The organism is Polaribacter sp. KT25b, assembly GCF_900105145.1.
GTDB lineage: Bacteria > Bacteroidota > Bacteroidia > Flavobacteriales > Flavobacteriaceae > Polaribacter.
In genome coordinates, this window is the sequence record NZ_LT629752.1 from 3283570 (window position 1) to 3301603 (window position 18034).

General features: G+C 28.7%; 16 protein-coding genes. 5 read left to right on the plus strand and 11 right to left on the minus strand.

Going from position 1 to position 18034, the window contains the following annotated elements; translation table 11 throughout:
• Positions 1–4: 4 nt before the first annotated feature.
• From BLT70_RS14175 to BLT70_RS14190, 4 genes are all read right to left on the minus strand, one after another.
• Positions 5–1336 (minus strand): cytochrome ubiquinol oxidase subunit I, encoded by a 1332-nt coding sequence (locus tag BLT70_RS14175; RefSeq protein WP_091895712.1) that lies wholly within the window; start codon positions 1334–1336, stop codon positions 5–7.
• Between the two features lie 99 nt (positions 1337–1435).
• Positions 1436–1879: an OsmC family protein gene (locus tag BLT70_RS14180; protein ID WP_091895715.1), complete on the minus strand. Its 444-nt coding sequence runs from the start codon at positions 1877–1879 to the stop codon at positions 1436–1438.
• 113 nt (positions 1880–1992) lie between these two features.
• Entirely contained in the window at positions 1993–2718 is a 726-nt protein-coding gene (locus tag BLT70_RS14185) for a peroxiredoxin (RefSeq protein ID WP_091895718.1), read from the minus strand.
• A gap of 199 nt (positions 2719–2917) precedes the next feature.
• Positions 2918–4261, minus strand: coding sequence for a rhodanese-like domain-containing protein (locus BLT70_RS14190; RefSeq protein ID WP_091897722.1), 1344 nt, complete (start codon positions 4259–4261; stop codon positions 2918–2920).
• A gap of 213 nt (positions 4262–4474) precedes the next feature.
• Here BLT70_RS14190 and BLT70_RS14195 point away from each other — a divergent pair, with 213 nt between their 5' ends.
• From BLT70_RS14195 to BLT70_RS14205, 3 genes are all read left to right on the plus strand, one after another.
• Positions 4475–5080, plus strand: coding sequence for a TlpA disulfide reductase family protein (locus tag BLT70_RS14195; protein WP_091895720.1), 606 nt, complete (start codon positions 4475–4477; stop codon positions 5078–5080).
• Between the two features lie 67 nt (positions 5081–5147).
• On the plus strand, positions 5148–5522 hold the full coding sequence (locus tag BLT70_RS14200) for a MetQ/NlpA family ABC transporter substrate-binding protein (protein ID WP_091895723.1): 375 nt from the start codon (positions 5148–5150) through the stop codon (positions 5520–5522).
• A 64-nt stretch (positions 5523–5586) separates the two neighbouring features.
• On the plus strand, positions 5587–7686 hold the full coding sequence (locus tag BLT70_RS14205) for a TonB-dependent receptor (protein ID WP_091895726.1): 2100 nt from the start codon (positions 5587–5589) through the stop codon (positions 7684–7686).
• Positions 7687–7746: 60 nt separating this feature from the next.
• Here BLT70_RS14205 and BLT70_RS14210 read toward each other — a convergent pair whose 3' ends face one another.
• On the minus strand, positions 7747–8328 hold the full coding sequence (locus BLT70_RS14210) for a methyltransferase domain-containing protein (RefSeq protein WP_091897725.1): 582 nt from the start codon (positions 8326–8328) through the stop codon (positions 7747–7749).
• A gap of 104 nt (positions 8329–8432) precedes the next feature.
• Here BLT70_RS14210 and nadA point away from each other — a divergent pair, with 104 nt between their 5' ends.
• Together nadA and nadB are read left to right on the plus strand one after the other, a co-directional pair.
• Complete coding sequence (gene nadA / locus BLT70_RS14215; protein WP_091895729.1) at positions 8433–9428, plus strand: quinolinate synthase NadA; 996 nt, start codon at positions 8433–8435, stop codon at positions 9426–9428.
• Between the two features lie 9 nt (positions 9429–9437).
• Positions 9438–11027: an L-aspartate oxidase gene (gene nadB / locus BLT70_RS14220; protein ID WP_231962737.1), complete on the plus strand. Its 1590-nt coding sequence runs from the start codon at positions 9438–9440 to the stop codon at positions 11025–11027.
• A gap of 61 nt (positions 11028–11088) precedes the next feature.
• On the opposite strand, the gene trxA is transcribed toward nadB, so the two are convergent.
• The 6 genes from trxA to BLT70_RS14250 all read right to left on the minus strand — a co-directional run bounded on the left by trxA (position 11089) and on the right by BLT70_RS14250 (position 18034).
• On the minus strand, positions 11089–11382 hold the full coding sequence (gene trxA, locus BLT70_RS14225) for a thioredoxin (RefSeq protein WP_091895732.1): 294 nt from the start codon (positions 11380–11382) through the stop codon (positions 11089–11091).
• Between the two features lie 13 nt (positions 11383–11395).
• On the minus strand, positions 11396–12421 hold the full coding sequence (locus BLT70_RS14230; RefSeq protein ID WP_091895735.1) for a DUF3365 domain-containing protein: 1026 nt from the start codon (positions 12419–12421) through the stop codon (positions 11396–11398).
• A gap of 49 nt (positions 12422–12470) precedes the next feature.
• Positions 12471–13100 (minus strand): Crp/Fnr family transcriptional regulator, encoded by a 630-nt coding sequence (locus tag BLT70_RS14235; protein WP_091895738.1) that lies wholly within the window; start codon positions 13098–13100, stop codon positions 12471–12473.
• A gap of 92 nt (positions 13101–13192) precedes the next feature.
• Complete coding sequence (locus BLT70_RS17265; RefSeq protein WP_091895741.1) at positions 13193–13333, minus strand: hypothetical protein; 141 nt, start codon at positions 13331–13333, stop codon at positions 13193–13195.
• A gap of 185 nt (positions 13334–13518) precedes the next feature.
• Complete coding sequence (locus BLT70_RS14245; RefSeq protein ID WP_091895743.1) at positions 13519–14847, minus strand: TolC family protein; 1329 nt, start codon at positions 14845–14847, stop codon at positions 13519–13521.
• Complete coding sequence (locus BLT70_RS14250; protein ID WP_091895746.1) at positions 14834–18034, minus strand: efflux RND transporter permease subunit; 3201 nt, start codon at positions 18032–18034, stop codon at positions 14834–14836. Before BLT70_RS14250 ends, BLT70_RS14245 begins: the two co-directional genes overlap by 14 nt.

Genomic DNA, 18034 nt, shown 5'->3' on the forward strand with positions numbered 1-18034 from the left:
TTTATTAGTGTTTTTCTAGTTCTGGACCTTTATTTATAATTTTTCCTGCTAACATTAAAAATAACATTCCTAAAAGGAGATATAAACCAATAAAACCTAATAAAGTAAATAATGTATTTCCTGATGAAACTGTTGGCGACGCTCCTGCAGATGTTCTTAATAAATTATACACCAACCAAGGTTGTCTACCTAATTCTGCTGTATACCAACCTGTAGTATTTGCGATATATGGAAATGGCAACATAAACATTAATGCCCATAAAATCCATTTTGTTTTGTATAGTTTTCTTCGGAATAATTGCACTGTCGCTAACAACATTAAACCTATAAAAATGGTTCCTAAACCAACCATTATATGATAAGAATAATATAACCCAGGAATATTTGTTGGATGAACACTTTCGTCAAACTCATTTAAACCTTTAACCTCAGCATTCCAATCTTGATATGTTAAAAAGCTTAAAATATTTGGAACTGCAATTTTGTTATCCAATTTTTTCTCTAAAATATTTGGTTGCCCAATCAAAACAATTTCCGAACCTCCTTCTTCAGTTTCAAAAATTCCTTCCATGGCAGCAAAAGCAGCTGGCTGATGTTTTGCTACATTTTTAGCAGCTAAATCACCTGTTGGAAAAGCCACCAATAAACTAGAAACTAAACCAAAAATAATGCCTGTTTTTACAAATAATTTCCCAAAATCATGATGTTTATTATTCAATAAATAAAAAGCACCAATTGCAGCAACTACAAATGATGAAGTTACTAAAGAAGCTGCTTGATTGTGTAAATAAGAAGGTAATAACCAAGGATTGGAAAATAAAGCTCCAAAATTATTTAATACAAATTTTCCGTTTTCTAAAATCTCATAACCAACAGGATATTGCATCCAAGAATGTGTGGCAATAATTAGATAACCACTTGCCCAGGAACCTAAAAAGACCAGAAAACCTGTGAGAAAATGGAGTTTATGTCCTAAGAGTTTTTCACCAAATAAAAAAAGTCCTAAAAAGGACGATTCTAAAAAGAAAGAAAACATTCCTTCCATTGCTAAAGTTTGACCAATAATTCCTCCTGTAAGTTCAGAAAATTTTGCCCAATTTGTTCCAAATTGAAACTCCATCGGAATTCCTGTTACCACACCCATTGCAAAATTAAGTGCAAAAATCTTCATCCAAAATTTTGCTGCATTATTGTATTTATCAATTTTAGTTCTCAGAAATTTCCATTTAAAATAAACTATCAAAAGTGATAATCCCATTGTTAATTGTGGGAATAAATAGTGAAATGTAATTGTAAATGCAAACTGCATTCTATCGTAAAAGAGCATGTCTTCCATAGAAAACTTTTTAAATTATTATAAAAATATTAATTATTCTAAGCGTCAATAAAAATAAGAAATTTGCACTTGAAATAGGTGCTTTTCAAATCTATATTTTTAACCTTTTTTTACTTTAATTGTAATCTCTAATTTTATTTTAGAATTTACAGAATTAGAAATTAAACATGCCTTTTCTGATTTTGCTACCACTTTTTTAGCAAGTTCTACATCATCTTCATTAAAAATAGTTACAATTGGCTTTAAAATAACCTCACTCATCATAAATTTACCATCAATCATTTCTAATTTTCCTTCTGCATCAGATTCAAAATCTACAAAATTTAGTTTAAAATTTTCTGCAACCGCTAAAAATGTAGTCATTAAACAACCATTAATTGCTGCCACAAAATAATGCTCTGGAGTCCAAATATTTGCTTCTCCTTTAGGAAATTCTGGCGGTGTTGCAATTGTTATTTTTTCATCTAACACATCAGAAGATAAAGCACCTTTTCTATTTTCTAGCCAATTTACTTTTACTTGATAATAATGTTCTTTTGCCATCTTAAAAAAATTTATTTGTCAAATTTATAGCCTTTATTAAAAGCTATCTGTAACTTATATTACAAAGAGGCTGTCTTTTAAAAAACAGCCTCTTTTAAAAAAAATTGGGAAATTTATTTTTTTAGGATACTATCTAAAACTAAATCTTTGTCTAATTTCTTAGTACAGAAAAACCAATCTTTACAATCTAAGTCTTCTGTTGATGTCATTCTTTCTTCTGCTACTCCACAAGATCCCGCAGGAGAAACGATTACATCATCACCAGGATTCCAATCTGCAGGTGTTGCCACATTAAATTTATCCGAAGTTTGCATCGCAATTAAAGCTCTGTATAATTCATCAAAATTACGACCTAAACTTAACGGATAATAAATAATTGCTCTTACAGTTTCATTAGGATCTACAAAAAAGACAGCTCTAACGGCTTGTGTTTTACTTTCTCCTGGCTGAATCATTCCGTATTTTTTAGCAACATTCATAGAAATATCTTCTATTAAAGGAAACTTAACTTCTATGTTTTTCATTCCGTTAAATTCAATTTTATCTTTAATAGTTCTTAACCATGCAATGTGGCTGTATAAACCATCAATAGATAAACCAATCAAACTACAATTTGCTTTCTCAAATTTTTCTTCTAAATGTGCAAAAGTCATAAATTCTGATGTACAAACTGGCGTAAAATCTGCTGGATGACTAAATAAAATAGACCATTTTCCTTTATAATCCGAAGGGTAATTAATTTCTCCTTGAGTTGTTACTGCCGTAAATTGAGGTGCTTTATCTCCAATTCTTGGCATTGCAAATGTTTCTTGTTCTTGATTTGTTTCTTGAGTATTCATAATGTATTTAATTTAATTTGTGTGTTTATTTTAATTGTTATCTGATGTAAAATTACTTTAGAAATGCTACTTGCTTTGTAACATTTGTAACTTAAGCCATACCGAAACTTTATACTAATATAGCAATTACTAATGGTAAAAAATTTAACGTATTCTCTTATCTATAAGCTAATTAAAACATCTAAAAAAAGGATTTTATTTATTTAAAATCGTTTACGTTATCACTTAAATCATACACGTTATCACTTTGTAATAAATTGTTAATAACGCTGCTTCCTGCTGCACTTCTGTAGCCTCCTGCACAATGCACTACAATGGGTTTATCTGTAGGTATTTTATTTTTTGAAGCTCTTAACTGATTTAGTGGAATTGAAATAGCGTTTTCAAAAATCTTACCTTCATCAACTTCACTTTTATTTCTAATATCTATAATTGTGTATTGGTCTGTATTCTTTTTAAAATCTTGAAGATCTAATGATTTATTCGTTTCAAAATTATGAGCTCCTAAAGTAATGATGGATTGTATTTGCTTTTCGTATCCAATTTTTGCAATTCTACTTAATAAAGTATCTAAATCATCAATAGAATTTAGTACCAAATGGAATTTTTCATTTGGCTCTACAATAGATCCTAACCAAGTTTCTATTTTATCATCTTCTGTTTCTGCAATAATATTGATACTTCCTTTTAGATGATTGTTTTTAAAATCATCCGCATTTCTTACATCGATAATTAATGTATCATCAGAAGGAAAATCTGTAATACCAAATTGAACTGGAATATCACCAAAATTAGCATTAAAATTATCTGCACCATTTTTATTGATATCAACATCAAATCCGAAGTAAGAAGGAATAAAAGGTTGGTCTTTTAAAATATGATTAACGAATTGTAACTCTGTCATATCTTGAAAAGCCCAATTTTCTTTTCTTTCTTTGCCTAAAGTACTTTGAGAATCTGTGCTCATATTTTTACCACATAAAGAACCCGCTCCATGAGCCGGATACACAATAGTTGCATCTGGTAATTGCGTAAATTTATGTTGCATTGTATGATACATATTTTTAGCAAGCTCTTCTCTTTTAGCTTTCATATTACCCGCTTTTTCTCTTAAATCAGGTCTTCCAACATCACCAATAAATAAAGTATCTCCAGAAAACATTGCGTGATTTTTCTCTTTGTCAACAGCAATTATGGTAATACTATCTGGCGAATGCCCTGGAGAATTTATCGCAGAAAAAGTAACATCACCTAAAGTAATAGAAGTACCATCATCAAAAGATTCATGTTTATAATTAGCACCAACTAATTTGCTAACATAAATTTTAGCTCCAGTTTCTTTATGCAATTGTAAATGACTACTTACAAAATCTGCATGAGGATGTGTTTCAAAAATGGCTTTAATTTTTACTTGATGCTTTTCTGCCAATTCATAATATGGTTTTGGATCTCTAGACGGATCTACCAAAGCCATTTCATTACCACTAATAATTGCATAAGAATAATGTGCTAATGGTTTATCTTCAAATTGTATAACATTCATATCTTTATTTTTTAATCTATTAAAATTTCGACTTACTTTTTCAACTTCTGTAATCAACATTAATTTTACTTATGCAAATTTAAAAAACAATAGTTTTTATAAATGCAACAAATGTTACTTAGAAGAAAATTTTATATGATTATTTTTGTAAAAACCGTGTAGAGAAAAGAAATTATACTTTATTTAAAATTAGACTTATTATAACCCAATAACATGAAAAAAAATAAAAACACCAAGAAAACTTGGATTCAGAATGGAGTTTTTATCTTAATAATAATTACGCTTTATGCAACAGGTTTACATACAGAGGTTATTGGTTTTGTACAACGAGGAGTATTGGCAACTGGTTTAATGAATCCTGATATTGAGGAAATTACATACACAAAAACTCCTAAAACAATTTCTAACACTATAAAGGCAGATTTAAATTTAAAGTTGATGGATAGCAATGGAAAAATTACATCTTTATCAGATTTAAAAGACAAAGTAATATTTCTAAATTATTGGGCAACTTGGTGCCCGCCTTGTATTGCCGAAATGCCAAGCATCAGCAAATTACATAAAGAAATGGGCAATGATGTGGCTTTTATACTCTTATCTTTCGATAAAGATTTTGAAAAAGCAAAAAATTTTAACAAACGTAAAGGTTATAATTTACCAATTTATACGCTTATTGGAAACTTACCTACAATGTTACAATCATCTGCGTTGCCAACTACTTATATAATTGATACTGAAGAAAATATTGTATTAACACATAAAGGAATGGCAAATTATAACACAGATGAATTTAAATCATTTTTAGAAAACATAAAATAGTATTTATAAAAATCAATAATGATAAAAGTCATAATAAAAGATAAATACATCTTTTAAATTTGCATTTGTGAAAAACTGGAAAGTAATTTTATCTATAATATTCAGCACGCTTATACTATACAATAGTTTAAGAGTGTCAATAACGTATTTATATTATAATTTAGACACCAAAGGTTTTATTGAAGCTTATTGCGAAAACAAAGACAAACCAGAATTGCAGTGTAATGGTAAATGCCACTTAAAAAAGGTTACTAAAACTACAGACGAAGAAAAAAATCAACCAATACAACTTATAGATTTTAAAGACATTTTACTATATAATCAAAACATTTCTTCACATGAAATAGATACAAATATTTTTCAAACAAAATCTAATTTCTTTTATTTAAATCTATATAATTTTAGATTATTAGATTCTTATTTTCATCCGCCAAACGTATAATTGTTTTTTAATTTTTATAGAATTCCTATAAAACAATAAATATTTATAATTAAAACAATTAACAATGAAAATATTTTATAGCGTGCTTTTATGCGCGTTAATTTCTGCTACAAGTTATAGTCAAGCAAAAGAAAATACTAAAAATGATAGTATTAAAAAAGCAGTAAAACTTGATGAAATTATAATTACAGGTAAATTAAAAAAAGATCCTGTTTTTAGTTCTTCATCTAACAATTATGCTAAGAAAATTGTACAACCTAAAAATGTTGCTGATTTATTTAACAATATCAACGGTTTCTCAGTAATTAAAAGAGGAAACTATGCAATAGATCCTTCTTTTAGAGGCGCACAATATGAACAATTAAACATTCAATATGATGGTGGTACAAAAGCAATGCATGCGTGCCCAAACAGAATGGATCCAATTACAACACATATAATTCCTGAAGAAATTTCTAAAATAGAAATTATAAAAGGACCCTATACAGTAAGATATGGAGCAACTTTTGGAGGAATTATTAACTTGGTTACACAAAAACCAAATTATGAAGATTATGGTTTTCACGGTAAAGTTTCTTCCGGATTTGAAAGTAATGGAAACTCTTTAGTAAATTTAGCTGAATTGCAATATATCAATGAGAAATTTGACATTGTTGCCAATGCTGGCTATCGCGATTTTGGAAACTATAAAGATGGTTTTGGTACAGAAATTCCTTCGTCTTTTAAAAGTTCTGATTACGGAATTAAATTAGGTTATAATTTCACTAAAAATCAACGTTTAAAATTAGATTGGAGACAATCTTTTGGACGCGATGTTTTACACGCAGCTTTACCTATGGATACAGAATATGATAACAGTAGTATACTTTCTGTAGATTACAAAATTGAAAATATTGCTGATGTAGTAAAATCAATTTCAGTTAAAGGGTATCATAGTTACGTAGATCATTTAATGAGCAATAACAACAGACCTACTTTTATGATGATGGAAGCTGAATCTGCAGTTGAAGCAACAACAATTGGTGGAAAATTTGAAATGAATTGGCAACCAAATAAAGATTTAGATGTATTTTCTGGAATAGATTTAATGAACATTGCAAGAGATGGAGGAAGAACAAGAATTGTAAAAATGATGAATGGAAACACGTTAGCAACTCCTGTTACTTTTAACGACAAAGTTTGGCAAGATTCACAAATTACAGACCTTGGTTTTTTTACAGAAGCAAGATACAATTTATCTCCAAAATCTATTTTAACAGCAGGAATTCGTTATGATAATGTAACATCAGACATAAAAGATCCTGAAGCAGATTTTGCAGCAATGTATGATTTAGAAAAACGTACAGAACACACTTTTAGCGGAACAGTTTCTTTTAAAAAAGTGTTGTCTGAAAACTATACCTTAGAAGCTGCTTATGGACGTGGAACAAGAACTGCAAATATGATTGAACGTTTTATAAATCATTTTACTGTTGGTCAAGATCCTTATGAATATGTTGGAAATCCTAATTTAAAAGCCGAAGTAAATAATCAATTTGAAGTAGGAATTAAAGGTTTAGAAATATTAAAAAACGGATTTGATAGTTTTCAGTTCGAAACTTCTGTTTATTATTCTGCTTTCGAAAACTATATTGTTGGTATCGTAGATCCAACAATTACCAGAAAGTTTAACCCAACTACAGATCCTACAAATGTAAAAGTTTTTCAAAACTTAGACAAAGCTTATAAAACAGGTTTTGAGGCAATGACTCAATTAAACTTTTTAGAGAATTATAACTTTAAAACTGAGTTTTCTTATGTGCACACAAAAAACAAAGATTTAGACGAATCTTTACCATTAACACCTCCTTTTACAACCAAGTTTGTTTTTGGTTTCGAAAAAGAAAATATTTGGGCAAATGCACAGTATAATTTAGTTTCTAAACAAGATAATATTTCTGAAAGTTTTGGAGAAACAGAAACAGATGGTTATCAAACTTTAGATTTACGTTTTGGAGGAAAACCTTTTAAAAATGTAACTTTAGGTTTAGCCGTTTTAAATGTTTTTGACCAAGGTTATAATAGTCATTTAAATTTTTCTTTTACAAACCAAGCAAACTTTGGAAGAACTCCAGTAACAGAACCTGGTCGTAATTTCTCTGCTTTTTTACAGTATAAATTTTAATCAAAAAACTTAATAAAAGAAATTTTAAAAAGAGTGAATCAAATATTGATTCGCTCTTTTTTATTTTTTTATCAGTTTTACAAACAACTCCATTTCTTGTCTATTATGATAAGAATTGTAACATAAGTCTAAAATATCAACATAAAAATACGGTTTAAAATAAGACACATATTCTTCTTTATTTCCACCAAAAGGTGGATGATCTTCATTTAGTTTTGCATCAAAAAGTAATCCTACCAATTTTCCTTCTTCATTTAATAAATCTTTCATTTTTGATGCATATTTTACCCTTAAATCAGGATCTATTGCACAAAAAAAAGTTTGTTCAATAATCACATCAAAATCACCTTCTAAATCAAAAAAATTAGCGTGAATTAATTGTGATTCTAAAAAATCTGGAACTCTTTCTTTTAAGTGTTCTAAAGGAATATTACTTATATCAACCACAAAAACATTTTTAAAACCTTCTTTAAATAAATACTCAGCTTCATAAGAATTTCCACCACCAGGAATTAAAATTTTAAGCTCTTTATTGGTTAATTGATCAAAATAAGCTTTTAAAGGCGGAGAAACATCACCCAAATCCCAACCAATTTTATTTGTTTTGTACTTATTTTCCCAAAAATCTTCAGATAAATTCAACATTTCTTATTTTATCGTTATAAATTCATAGAATAACATGAATAGTTTCACTACCTACAAAATAGAGGTTATATTTGTAGTCTAGTTCAAAATAAACACTTTTTATGGAAATTTTAGATGTTGCAAAGAAAAATCTAACTGAAAAAGGATTTTTAGATATTGAAACTCCTAATATTGATTATGTTGAGGAAATCTTAAAACTAAAAAAAGAGAAAAATGCAGTTATCCTAGCCCATTATTATCAAATTGATGAAATACAAGAAATTGCAGATTTTGTTGGTGATAGTTTAGCCTTAGCTCAACAAGCTGCTAAAACAGATGCAGATGTAATTGTTTTTGCAGGAGTGCATTTTATGGCAGAAACTGCAAAAATTTTAAATCCGGATAAAAAAGTTTTATTACCAGATTTATTAGCAGGTTGTTCTTTAGCAGACTCTTGTCCGCCAGAAGATTTTTCTGCATTTAAAAAACAACATCCTGATCATGTTGTAGTAACTTATATAAATTGTTCTGCAGAAATTAAAGCATTAAGCGACTACGTTTGTACCTCTTCTAATGCTTTAAAAATTATAAATTCTATACCTAAAGAACAACCAATTATTTTTGCTCCTGATAGAAATTTAGGTGATTATTTAAATAAAGAGACCGGCAGAGAAATGTTACTTTGGGATGGCGCTTGTATGGTTCATGAAGCTTTTTCTATGGAAAAATTGATAGATTTGTACAAAGAACATCCAGATGCAGAATTAATTGCACACCCAGAATCTGAAGCACACATGCTTAAAGTTGCCAAATATATTGGTTCTACTTCTGGTTTATTAAATTATGTAAAAAATAGCGATAAAAAGAAATTTATCGTAGCAACAGAAGTTGGTATTTTATATGAAATGTTGCAAGAAAATCCTGATAAAATAATTATTCCTGCGCCAGCAAAAGAAGATAATACTTGTGCTTGTAGTGAATGTGCTTACATGAAAATGAATACAATGAAAAAATTGTATTTATGTTTAAAACACGAACTACCTAACATAGAAGTGGAAGCAGAATTAGCAAAACAAGCAATTATTCCTATTAATAGAATGTTAGAACTTTCTAAATAACGCCTTAAAATGTTACCTGATAAAAATATAATTTCTACAGATTTTCTAGTAATTGGATCTGGAATTTCTGGATTAACTTTCGCTCTTAAAACAGCATTAAAATTTCCTGAAGCAAAAATTACAATCGTTACAAAAGACGAACAAAGTGAATCTAACACAAAATATGCACAAGGTGGTATTGCAACCGTTTACAACAAAACTGTAGATACTTTTGAACAACATATAAACGACACTTTAATTGCTGGTGATGGCTTGTGTGATGAAAAAGTTGTTAGAATGGTTGTAAAAAATGCTCCAGATAGACTGCAAGAACTTATAAATTGGGGAACAGAATTTGATGAAAACAAAAATGGAGATTACGATTTAGGTCGTGAAGGTGGGCATTCTCAAAATAGAATTTTACATCATACCGATATTACTGGTGCAGAAATAGAACGCGCATTACTAGCACAAGTTAATGCACAAACAAATATTGATTTTTTAACGCATCATTATGCAATTGATTTAATTACAGAACATCAAACAAAAAAGAGAAAGACAAAACGAAATGGCAAAATTTCTTGTGATGGAGCTTATATTTTAGATGAAAAAAATGCCAAAGTAAAAACTTTTGTAAGTAAGTTTACCATTTTAGCTTCTGGAGGAAATGGACAGGTATATGAAACTACAACAAATCCATCTGTTGCTACTGGCGATGGAATAGGAATTGCTTACCGAGCAAAAGCAGAAATTTCTGAAATGGAATTTATTCAGTTTCACCCAACAGCTTTGTATAATCCAGGCGAATATCCTGCCTTTTTAATATCAGAAGCAGTAAGAGGTTTTGGTGCAAAATTAAGAGATTTTAACGGCAACTTCTTTATGCATAATTATGATGAAAGAGAAGAACTAGCTTCTAGAGATATTGTTGCAAGAGCCATTGACAATGAATTAAAGAAAAGCGGTAAACCTCATGTTTATTTAGATTGTACTAAATTGGATATGAAAAAATTTAAAGAGCATTTTCCTAATATTACAGAAAAATGTGCTTCTTTAAATATAGATATAGAAAAAGATTATATTCCTGTTGTTCCGGCTTCACACTATATATGTGGTGGTGTAAATGTCAACAAAAAAGCAAAAACATCTATCAAAAAATTATACGCTTGTGGAGAAGTTACTAGAACTGGTTTACATGGCGGAAATAGATTGGCTTCTAATTCTTTGTTAGAAGGCTTAATTTATGCTCATAATGCTTTTTTAAATGTTTCTAAAAAGTTTAAAAAAGCTAAATTACCTAAAGACGTTCCTGTTTGGAACGATAGTGGAGTTGTTAAAAACATGGAAAAGATTTTAATTGCTCATGATAGAAATGAAGTAAAAACTATTATGACTAATTATGTTGGTATTGTGCGATCTAATGAACGTTTAAGACGTGCAGAGAAAAAATTACGCGTACTTTATGAAGACAACAAACGTTTGTATGATCACTCTGAACTTTCTGTAGATTTATGCGAATTAAGAAACCTTATAACAACCGCATATTTAATTACACAGTTTTCTAAAAAAAGAACTGAAAATTGTGGTGGTTTTTATAGTTTAGATTGTATTACTAAATAAAAAAGCACCTGAATAATTTCAGATGCTTTCTAACCAACACTATTATAGACAATTAATCCCCCTAATTATTATTTATAATAGAAACTAATTCTTTTTTCTGAACTACACCAGATTGCCTCCAAACTTGCTTACCCGATTTAAATAAGATTAAAGTTGGTACACCTCTAACTTGATATTTTGCTGCTAATGGTTTGTTTTTATCAACATCAATTTTAATAATAGAAACTTTTTCTCCTAAAGTATCTTTAACGTCTTTTAAAATAGGACTCATTATTTTACAAGGCCCACACCAATCTGCAAAAAAATCTATTAAAACTGGTTTATCTTTATTTATAATTTCTGTAAAATTACTCATATCTAAGAATATTTTATTTATTGAAAGAAATACTCCAAATTCCTCTAACTTGATTTTCCTCATATCCAACAGCTAAATCAGTTGGATATAATTTTTTAATTTCTGCTAAAGTTACAGGCTTAATATCTGATGATGGTTTACCATGACATTGCAAACACATACTATTTGTTTTAATTGGATAATAGAATTTTACATTCTCTGCAGATTCTACAACAATTGGATTTGATTCTTTATTTAATGCTGCATCATCTTTAAAAATATTTATGTATGCTTTCTCTTTAGAATTTGCTATATTTTTGGGGTTTCTAGGTTTATCAGAAACTCTTTTTATGATTGCATTATGAACAACACTCATACTATCTGTTAAAGGATACGCTTTTACATTACAAAATTTAAGCGCAGCCAAAGTACCTTCTTTTTGAATTTTACTCATTAAGTTTTTGCCTAATTCTGCTTTTGTAGACAAAGCATAATTTAACCCTCTTTCTGAATACGATTGATTTTTAATAACATTTCCTTGCTGTTTTTTCCTTTTACCATTCTGCTTTCCATTGCCATTTTGCATTCCTCTACTATTTCCATGTTCTTCATTATAATGATCCTCAAACCATTCTGGTTTTTCAATATCATAATCAAACATATAATCTGCAATTTGTTTTATGGTTTCTTTAGGAAAAGCTTGTTTTGGCATTAATCCAAAACGCTTTACTGCTCCATACATTTTAGCATTCTCTTCTGTTGGGTTTTTAATGAAATTTTGCAACGAATTGATAAATTCTTGTTTTGTAGTATTACCCATTAAATAACGTTTTTTAATGGCAATCATTGGTGGCGCAATTCTGTTTTCTTCAGTTGCAGTTACACTATGACAAACATAACAGTTTGTTTGCATTAGTTTTTTTCCTAAATGATCTTGAGAACTAGTAGTTATTTCATCAGAAGTAATAGAAGTTACTTTTTTAGTAGCATAAGATGGTTTTTGAGAATCCTTACAACTAAACAAAAAAACGAATGCAACTAAAAGAACAAATATTTTCATCTTTTATTACAAAAATAAGAAGTATTTAACTTATATACTGTAACTTATGTTACAATTCTAAAACTTTTATACTATTTCTAAAAAGGATTATTTTACCTTCGTTTTCTATTTTTTTTAATAGTCTAGAAATAACTACTCTTGAAGTGTGTAAGTCTTCAGAAATTTCTTTATGAGTTACATGTAAAACATCATTATGTGTAACCATTGCCTTGTCTTTTAAATATTTAAAAAGACGTTCGTCCATTTTTAAAAAAGCAATTGTATCTATAGCTTCTAAAAGTTCATCCATTCTATGATGATAACTTTGTAAAATATAAGATTGCCAAGTTTTATAAGTACTTAACCATTCTGCCATTTTCTCTTTCGGTAGCATCAATAGCTCAACATCTGTTTCTGCTACTGCTCTAATTTTACTTTTTGTTTGCCCCAAACAACAAGAAAGTGTCATTGCACAGGTATCTCCTTTTTCTAAATAATATAAAACTAATTCATCTCCATTTTCATCTTCTCGTAAAATTTTGATAGCACCATTAAGTAATAATGGCATTGATTTTATGTAATCGCCAATTTCAATTATTGTAGTATCAGAAACAAACTTTTTGTAAGTACCTATTTGGTTTATTTCTTCGATAAGAGCATCTTCAAATAAATACCCAAAATTTATAGAAAGTTGATTCATTAAGTCTATTTTTATTATTAGAATAATTTCTATAAATTTAAGAAAACAAAACCTAATAATAAAGTGAATCTAACTTTAGATAGATAATAAAATTATTCTTTAGTTTTTTTAGGTTTATCACTATTCATCAATAGAAAAATAGCAGCAACTAAGCCAACAACAACTAAAGCAAAAATTCCAATCATTATTGTTCCATTTATCCAAGAAACCAAAGGTAAGTTTAAGTAATTCATTATCAAGTCTTTTATTAAAATGCAAAATTAATATGTTAAGTTTTTATAATATATGATAAAAATCATTCTTTATAGCTTTATTACGCTTTAAATTTGCATCGTATTACTAATTATTGAATTTTTTTTGAAATATATTATCAACTTCTTAGGTTAATTGGGGGATTAATCTAAGGAGTTGTTTTTATTTACAGCTTAACGTTTAATATATCTCCACTTAACTGCAACAATTGTAATTCTATTAATTTCGCATCAAATTTTGCATTATTTAAAGCCGTTTTCGAATTTAGTAAATTAATTTGTGCTTGTCTAAATTCTATAGAAGTTATTTGCCCTAAATTATAACGTTCTTGTGTTCTTTCAAAATTATTTTGAGTTGTTAACACGTTTTTTTCTTGTGCTGATAAAATAAACAACTGGTTTTGATAATTTTCCCAAGTATTTTTTAAGTTATTATCTATCGTTATTTTTTGTTGCTCTAATAATATTTGCTGATTTTCTAGTAATATTTTCGAGTTTGCTACACTTGTTTTTGTGCTTCCGCCATCAAAAAGATTCCAAGACAAACTTAAACCAGCATTTAATCCGTTAGATGATGTAGATTTAGGCTGGAAGGCATTGGCAAGATTTTCATTATCATTCTGATTCCAACCATAAGATGTATTAAAGTCTAAAGTTGGTAAATAATTTGCCTTATTTATTTTGATATTAAACTCACTAATTGCAATGTTTTTTTCATTTTGTTTAAGAGTAGAGTTATTGGAAATTGTTTTTTGTTTCAAATCTTGAAAATTCATCATTTTATTAAAACTAACCTCAGTTTCAACAATAAAAGCTACCTCTTTTTCAACACCCAAAATAATGTTTAAACTACGTTTTGCGTTGCTTAATTCCTGATTGGCATTTACTAAAGTAATACTATCATTATTTACATCAACCTCTGCATTTAACAACTCTAATTTGGTAGATTGTCCATATTCATATTGATATTTTGCACGCAATAAACGTTGTTTAGAAATAGACAATGCTTCGTTTAAATTTGTTTTATTTTCTGATAATCTTGCAATTTGAAAATACGAAGTAAACAATTGTAAATATGTGTTTTCGATTGTTTCTCTGGCTTGTAATTCGGTTAAATTATAAGTTTCTTTTAATTGCTGATAATTGTATTTTCTGCCCAAACCATCAAAAAGAGTGTAATTTAAACCAATACTTGCGTTATAAGATTTGGTTACAGCACCAGTTGTAGATGTTGCGTCTCCTTGTTGCGGAGTATTTGTTTGATTATTATTACTATAATTTGCACCAGACGAAATAGAAGCTGTTGGTAAAAAACCAGTATTATAAATACTAGTATTATTCTTTGCAACTTCTAAATTATTGTTTGCTATTTTAATCCCGAAATTATTTTCTAAGGTAATTTCTAGCGCTTCCTTTTTTGTAAGAATTTCTTGAGAAAATCCTTGTAAAGTCGATAAAAAACCGACTACTAATATTGTATTTTTAATGATCTTCATTTTCGTCAAATTTAGATTCGATTATAGCTCTTTCTACTTCTTCTTTACTTACTTTTTCTCCTGTTTTTAGCCATTTTATACCCACTTTTATAGAATTGGAAACAGACAATAATAATGGTAACATAATCAATGTTAAAACGGTTGCAATTGCAATTCCGTAAGAAATAGAAATTGCCATAGGTTTTAAAAATTGTGCTTGTCTACTTTTTTCTAATAATAAAGGTGCCAAACCTGCAATTGTAGTTAAAGATGTTAAGAAAATTGCTCTAAATCGAGATTGACCTGCTTTAATTAAAGCATCATCAAACTTTATTCCTTCTTTTAAATAATTATTAAACTTCCCTATTAAGACCAAGCCATCGTTTACCATAATACCTATTAAGGCAATGATTCCTAAAAAGGATAAAATACCAATAGGAAAATTATGAAAATAGTGTCCTAAAGCAACTCCTATCATACTAAAAGGAATCATAATAATTAATAAAATTGGCTGACTATAAGAACGAAATGTAAATGCAATAACAATATAAATTAATAATAATATTATTGGTAAAACAATATTTAATGAATCTTTTGTTTTATTTGCTTCTCTATTTTGACCTTCGTAAAGCGCAGAAATAGAGTGATATTTAGACATAATTTTAGGCATTATACGTACTTTAATATCATCTAAAACGTCTGCGGCACTTGTTTCTAAATCTCTTAAATCTGCCGTGATTTGTATTTCTCTTTTTCCGTTTAAGTGATTAATAGCAATATCACCTCTTTTTATGGTGTAGTTTCCAATTTCTGAAAACGGAATTCGAACTCCTGTTGGTGTTACAATACGCATATCATCTAAATTTTTAATAGAAGATCTGTCGTTTCTATTATAACGTACCCAAACTTTTATTTCATCTTGCCCTCGTTGAAAACGTTGTGCTTGCATACCAAAGAACCCATTACGTACTTGTGCCATTACAGATTGTAAACTTAGTCCTAATAAATATGCATTATCTTTTAATGTAATACTAACTTCTTTAATCCCTGCTGGATCATTATCAGCAATATCCTTTAAAAGTATATTACTTTCTAATTCTTGTTTTAGTTCTTGCTTGGCAGCTTTTAATTCATCTATATTATTTCCTAAAAGAGAAACTGCTACAGGACTTCCTCCAAAATTTCCTCCCGAACCAAAAACTAAACTTTCTACTCCTTGTACTTTTCCTACTTTATCACTTATTGAATTTGTTATTTCTGGTGATGAAAAATCTCTAGCTTCACCAGGTAATAAGTTTACTGTTAAGGTAGCGTTTGCACTTCCCGGACCAACTCTTTTTATTACGTTTTCTATTACTTGTAAATCTCCCGATTGTTTTGCAGAATATTCTTTATTAATAAGCCAAACTTTTTCTTCTATAGAAGAAATAATAGAATCTGTAATTTGATCATTTGTTCCTTGTGGCATTGTTAGTACAATCTGAACTCTATCACTTGCAACTCTTGGAAAAAATGATTGTTTAACTACCCCAGCATCCATAGCAAATTTGGTAAAAATCATTAATGCAATTGGTATAGAAAAGGCTAATATTTTATATTTTAAACCAAACTTTAAAAATGGTATGTATAATTTATCTCTCAATTTCATTAATAAACCATCTGCAAATTTGTTTATTTTATTAAAAAACGTATCAATAACATTTTTCTTTTTTTCTTCTCCTTTTTCTAATCTTTTTCTATCTAAAGCTTTAGAATGTGCAATATGTGCAGGTAAAATAACTAATGCTTCTATTAGAGAAACACTTAAAGTTAAAAGTACAATAGTAGAAACTTGACTAAAGAAATTTCCCATTCTTCCATCAACAAAAAAGAAGGTAGAAAATGCTATAATAGTAGTTAAAATTGCAGATACAATTGGCGGAATTACTTCCATCGTACCGTCTATTGCTGCTTGTATTTTAGATTTTCCTAAATCGTAATAATGGTGGTAAATATTTTCTCCAATTACAATTCCATCATCAACCAAAATCCCGATAACGATTATCATCCCAAAGAGCGATAAAATATTAATGGTAACATCAAATTGAGCAGCAAAAATAAACATTCCAAAAAAGGCAACAGGTAAACCAAAAGCTACCCAAATTGCTAGACGTAAGTTTAAAAAGAGTGCTAAAAAGAATAAGACTAATAAGATACCAACAATACCATTTTCTACTAATAATCTTGTTCTTCCATTTAAAGAAATCGAAGAATCACTCGTAATATTTAATTGTACATTTTGATTTTCTTGATTGTATTTATGAATGTATTCTTTAATTTTATCTGCTGTAGTAAGTAAATCTTCATTATTAGTATTACTTACCGTAACATCTATAGCTAAATTGCCATTATAATATAATCTATCTGGTGTTTCTGACCAAGTATCTCTTACTTCTGCAATATCTTTTAAACGAATAATGTTTCCGTTAGTTTCTGTTCTTACAATTAAATTTTGCAATTCAATACCATAGTAAGAACGATTACTTGCTCTAATTAAATAATCTTCTTGAGCGGTTTTTATATTTCCACCAGTTATTAAAAGATTCGAATTTTGAATAGCAGTTCCAACTTCAGCAAAAGACATGTTATAAGCACGTAAATCACTTTCTCTAACTGCAATTTCTATTTCTTCATCTGGAAATCCAGAAAGCGAAACTTGAGAAATTCCTTCTATTCCTCTAATATCATTTTCTACACCTCTAGCATATTGTTTTATGGCTTTTAAAGGAATACCATCTCCACTTACAGTAAAACTGATAGTAGGTCTTATATTTTCTACTTTAGCAATTACGGCAGGTTCCATTCCAGAAGGAAAAGAAGGAACGCGATCTACTGCATTTTTTACATCAGTTAAAACAATATCAATATTTTTTCCTCTTTCTATCTCTATACTTACCGTAGCAGAATTTTCTCTAGATACAGATGTTACGCGTTCTACACCTAAAATTCCTTTTAAATTATCTTCAATTTTTAAAACAACGCCTTCTTCCATTTCTTGTGGAGAAGCACCAGGATATGTTAAAGAAATATTTATCAACTCTGAATCTACAAGTGGAAAAAATGAAGATTTCATGCTTAAAATACCAATAGAACCAAAAACTAGAAATGCAATAATAAATACATTTACTGCAACGGGGTATTTTATAAAATAGGTAATTATTTTTTTCAT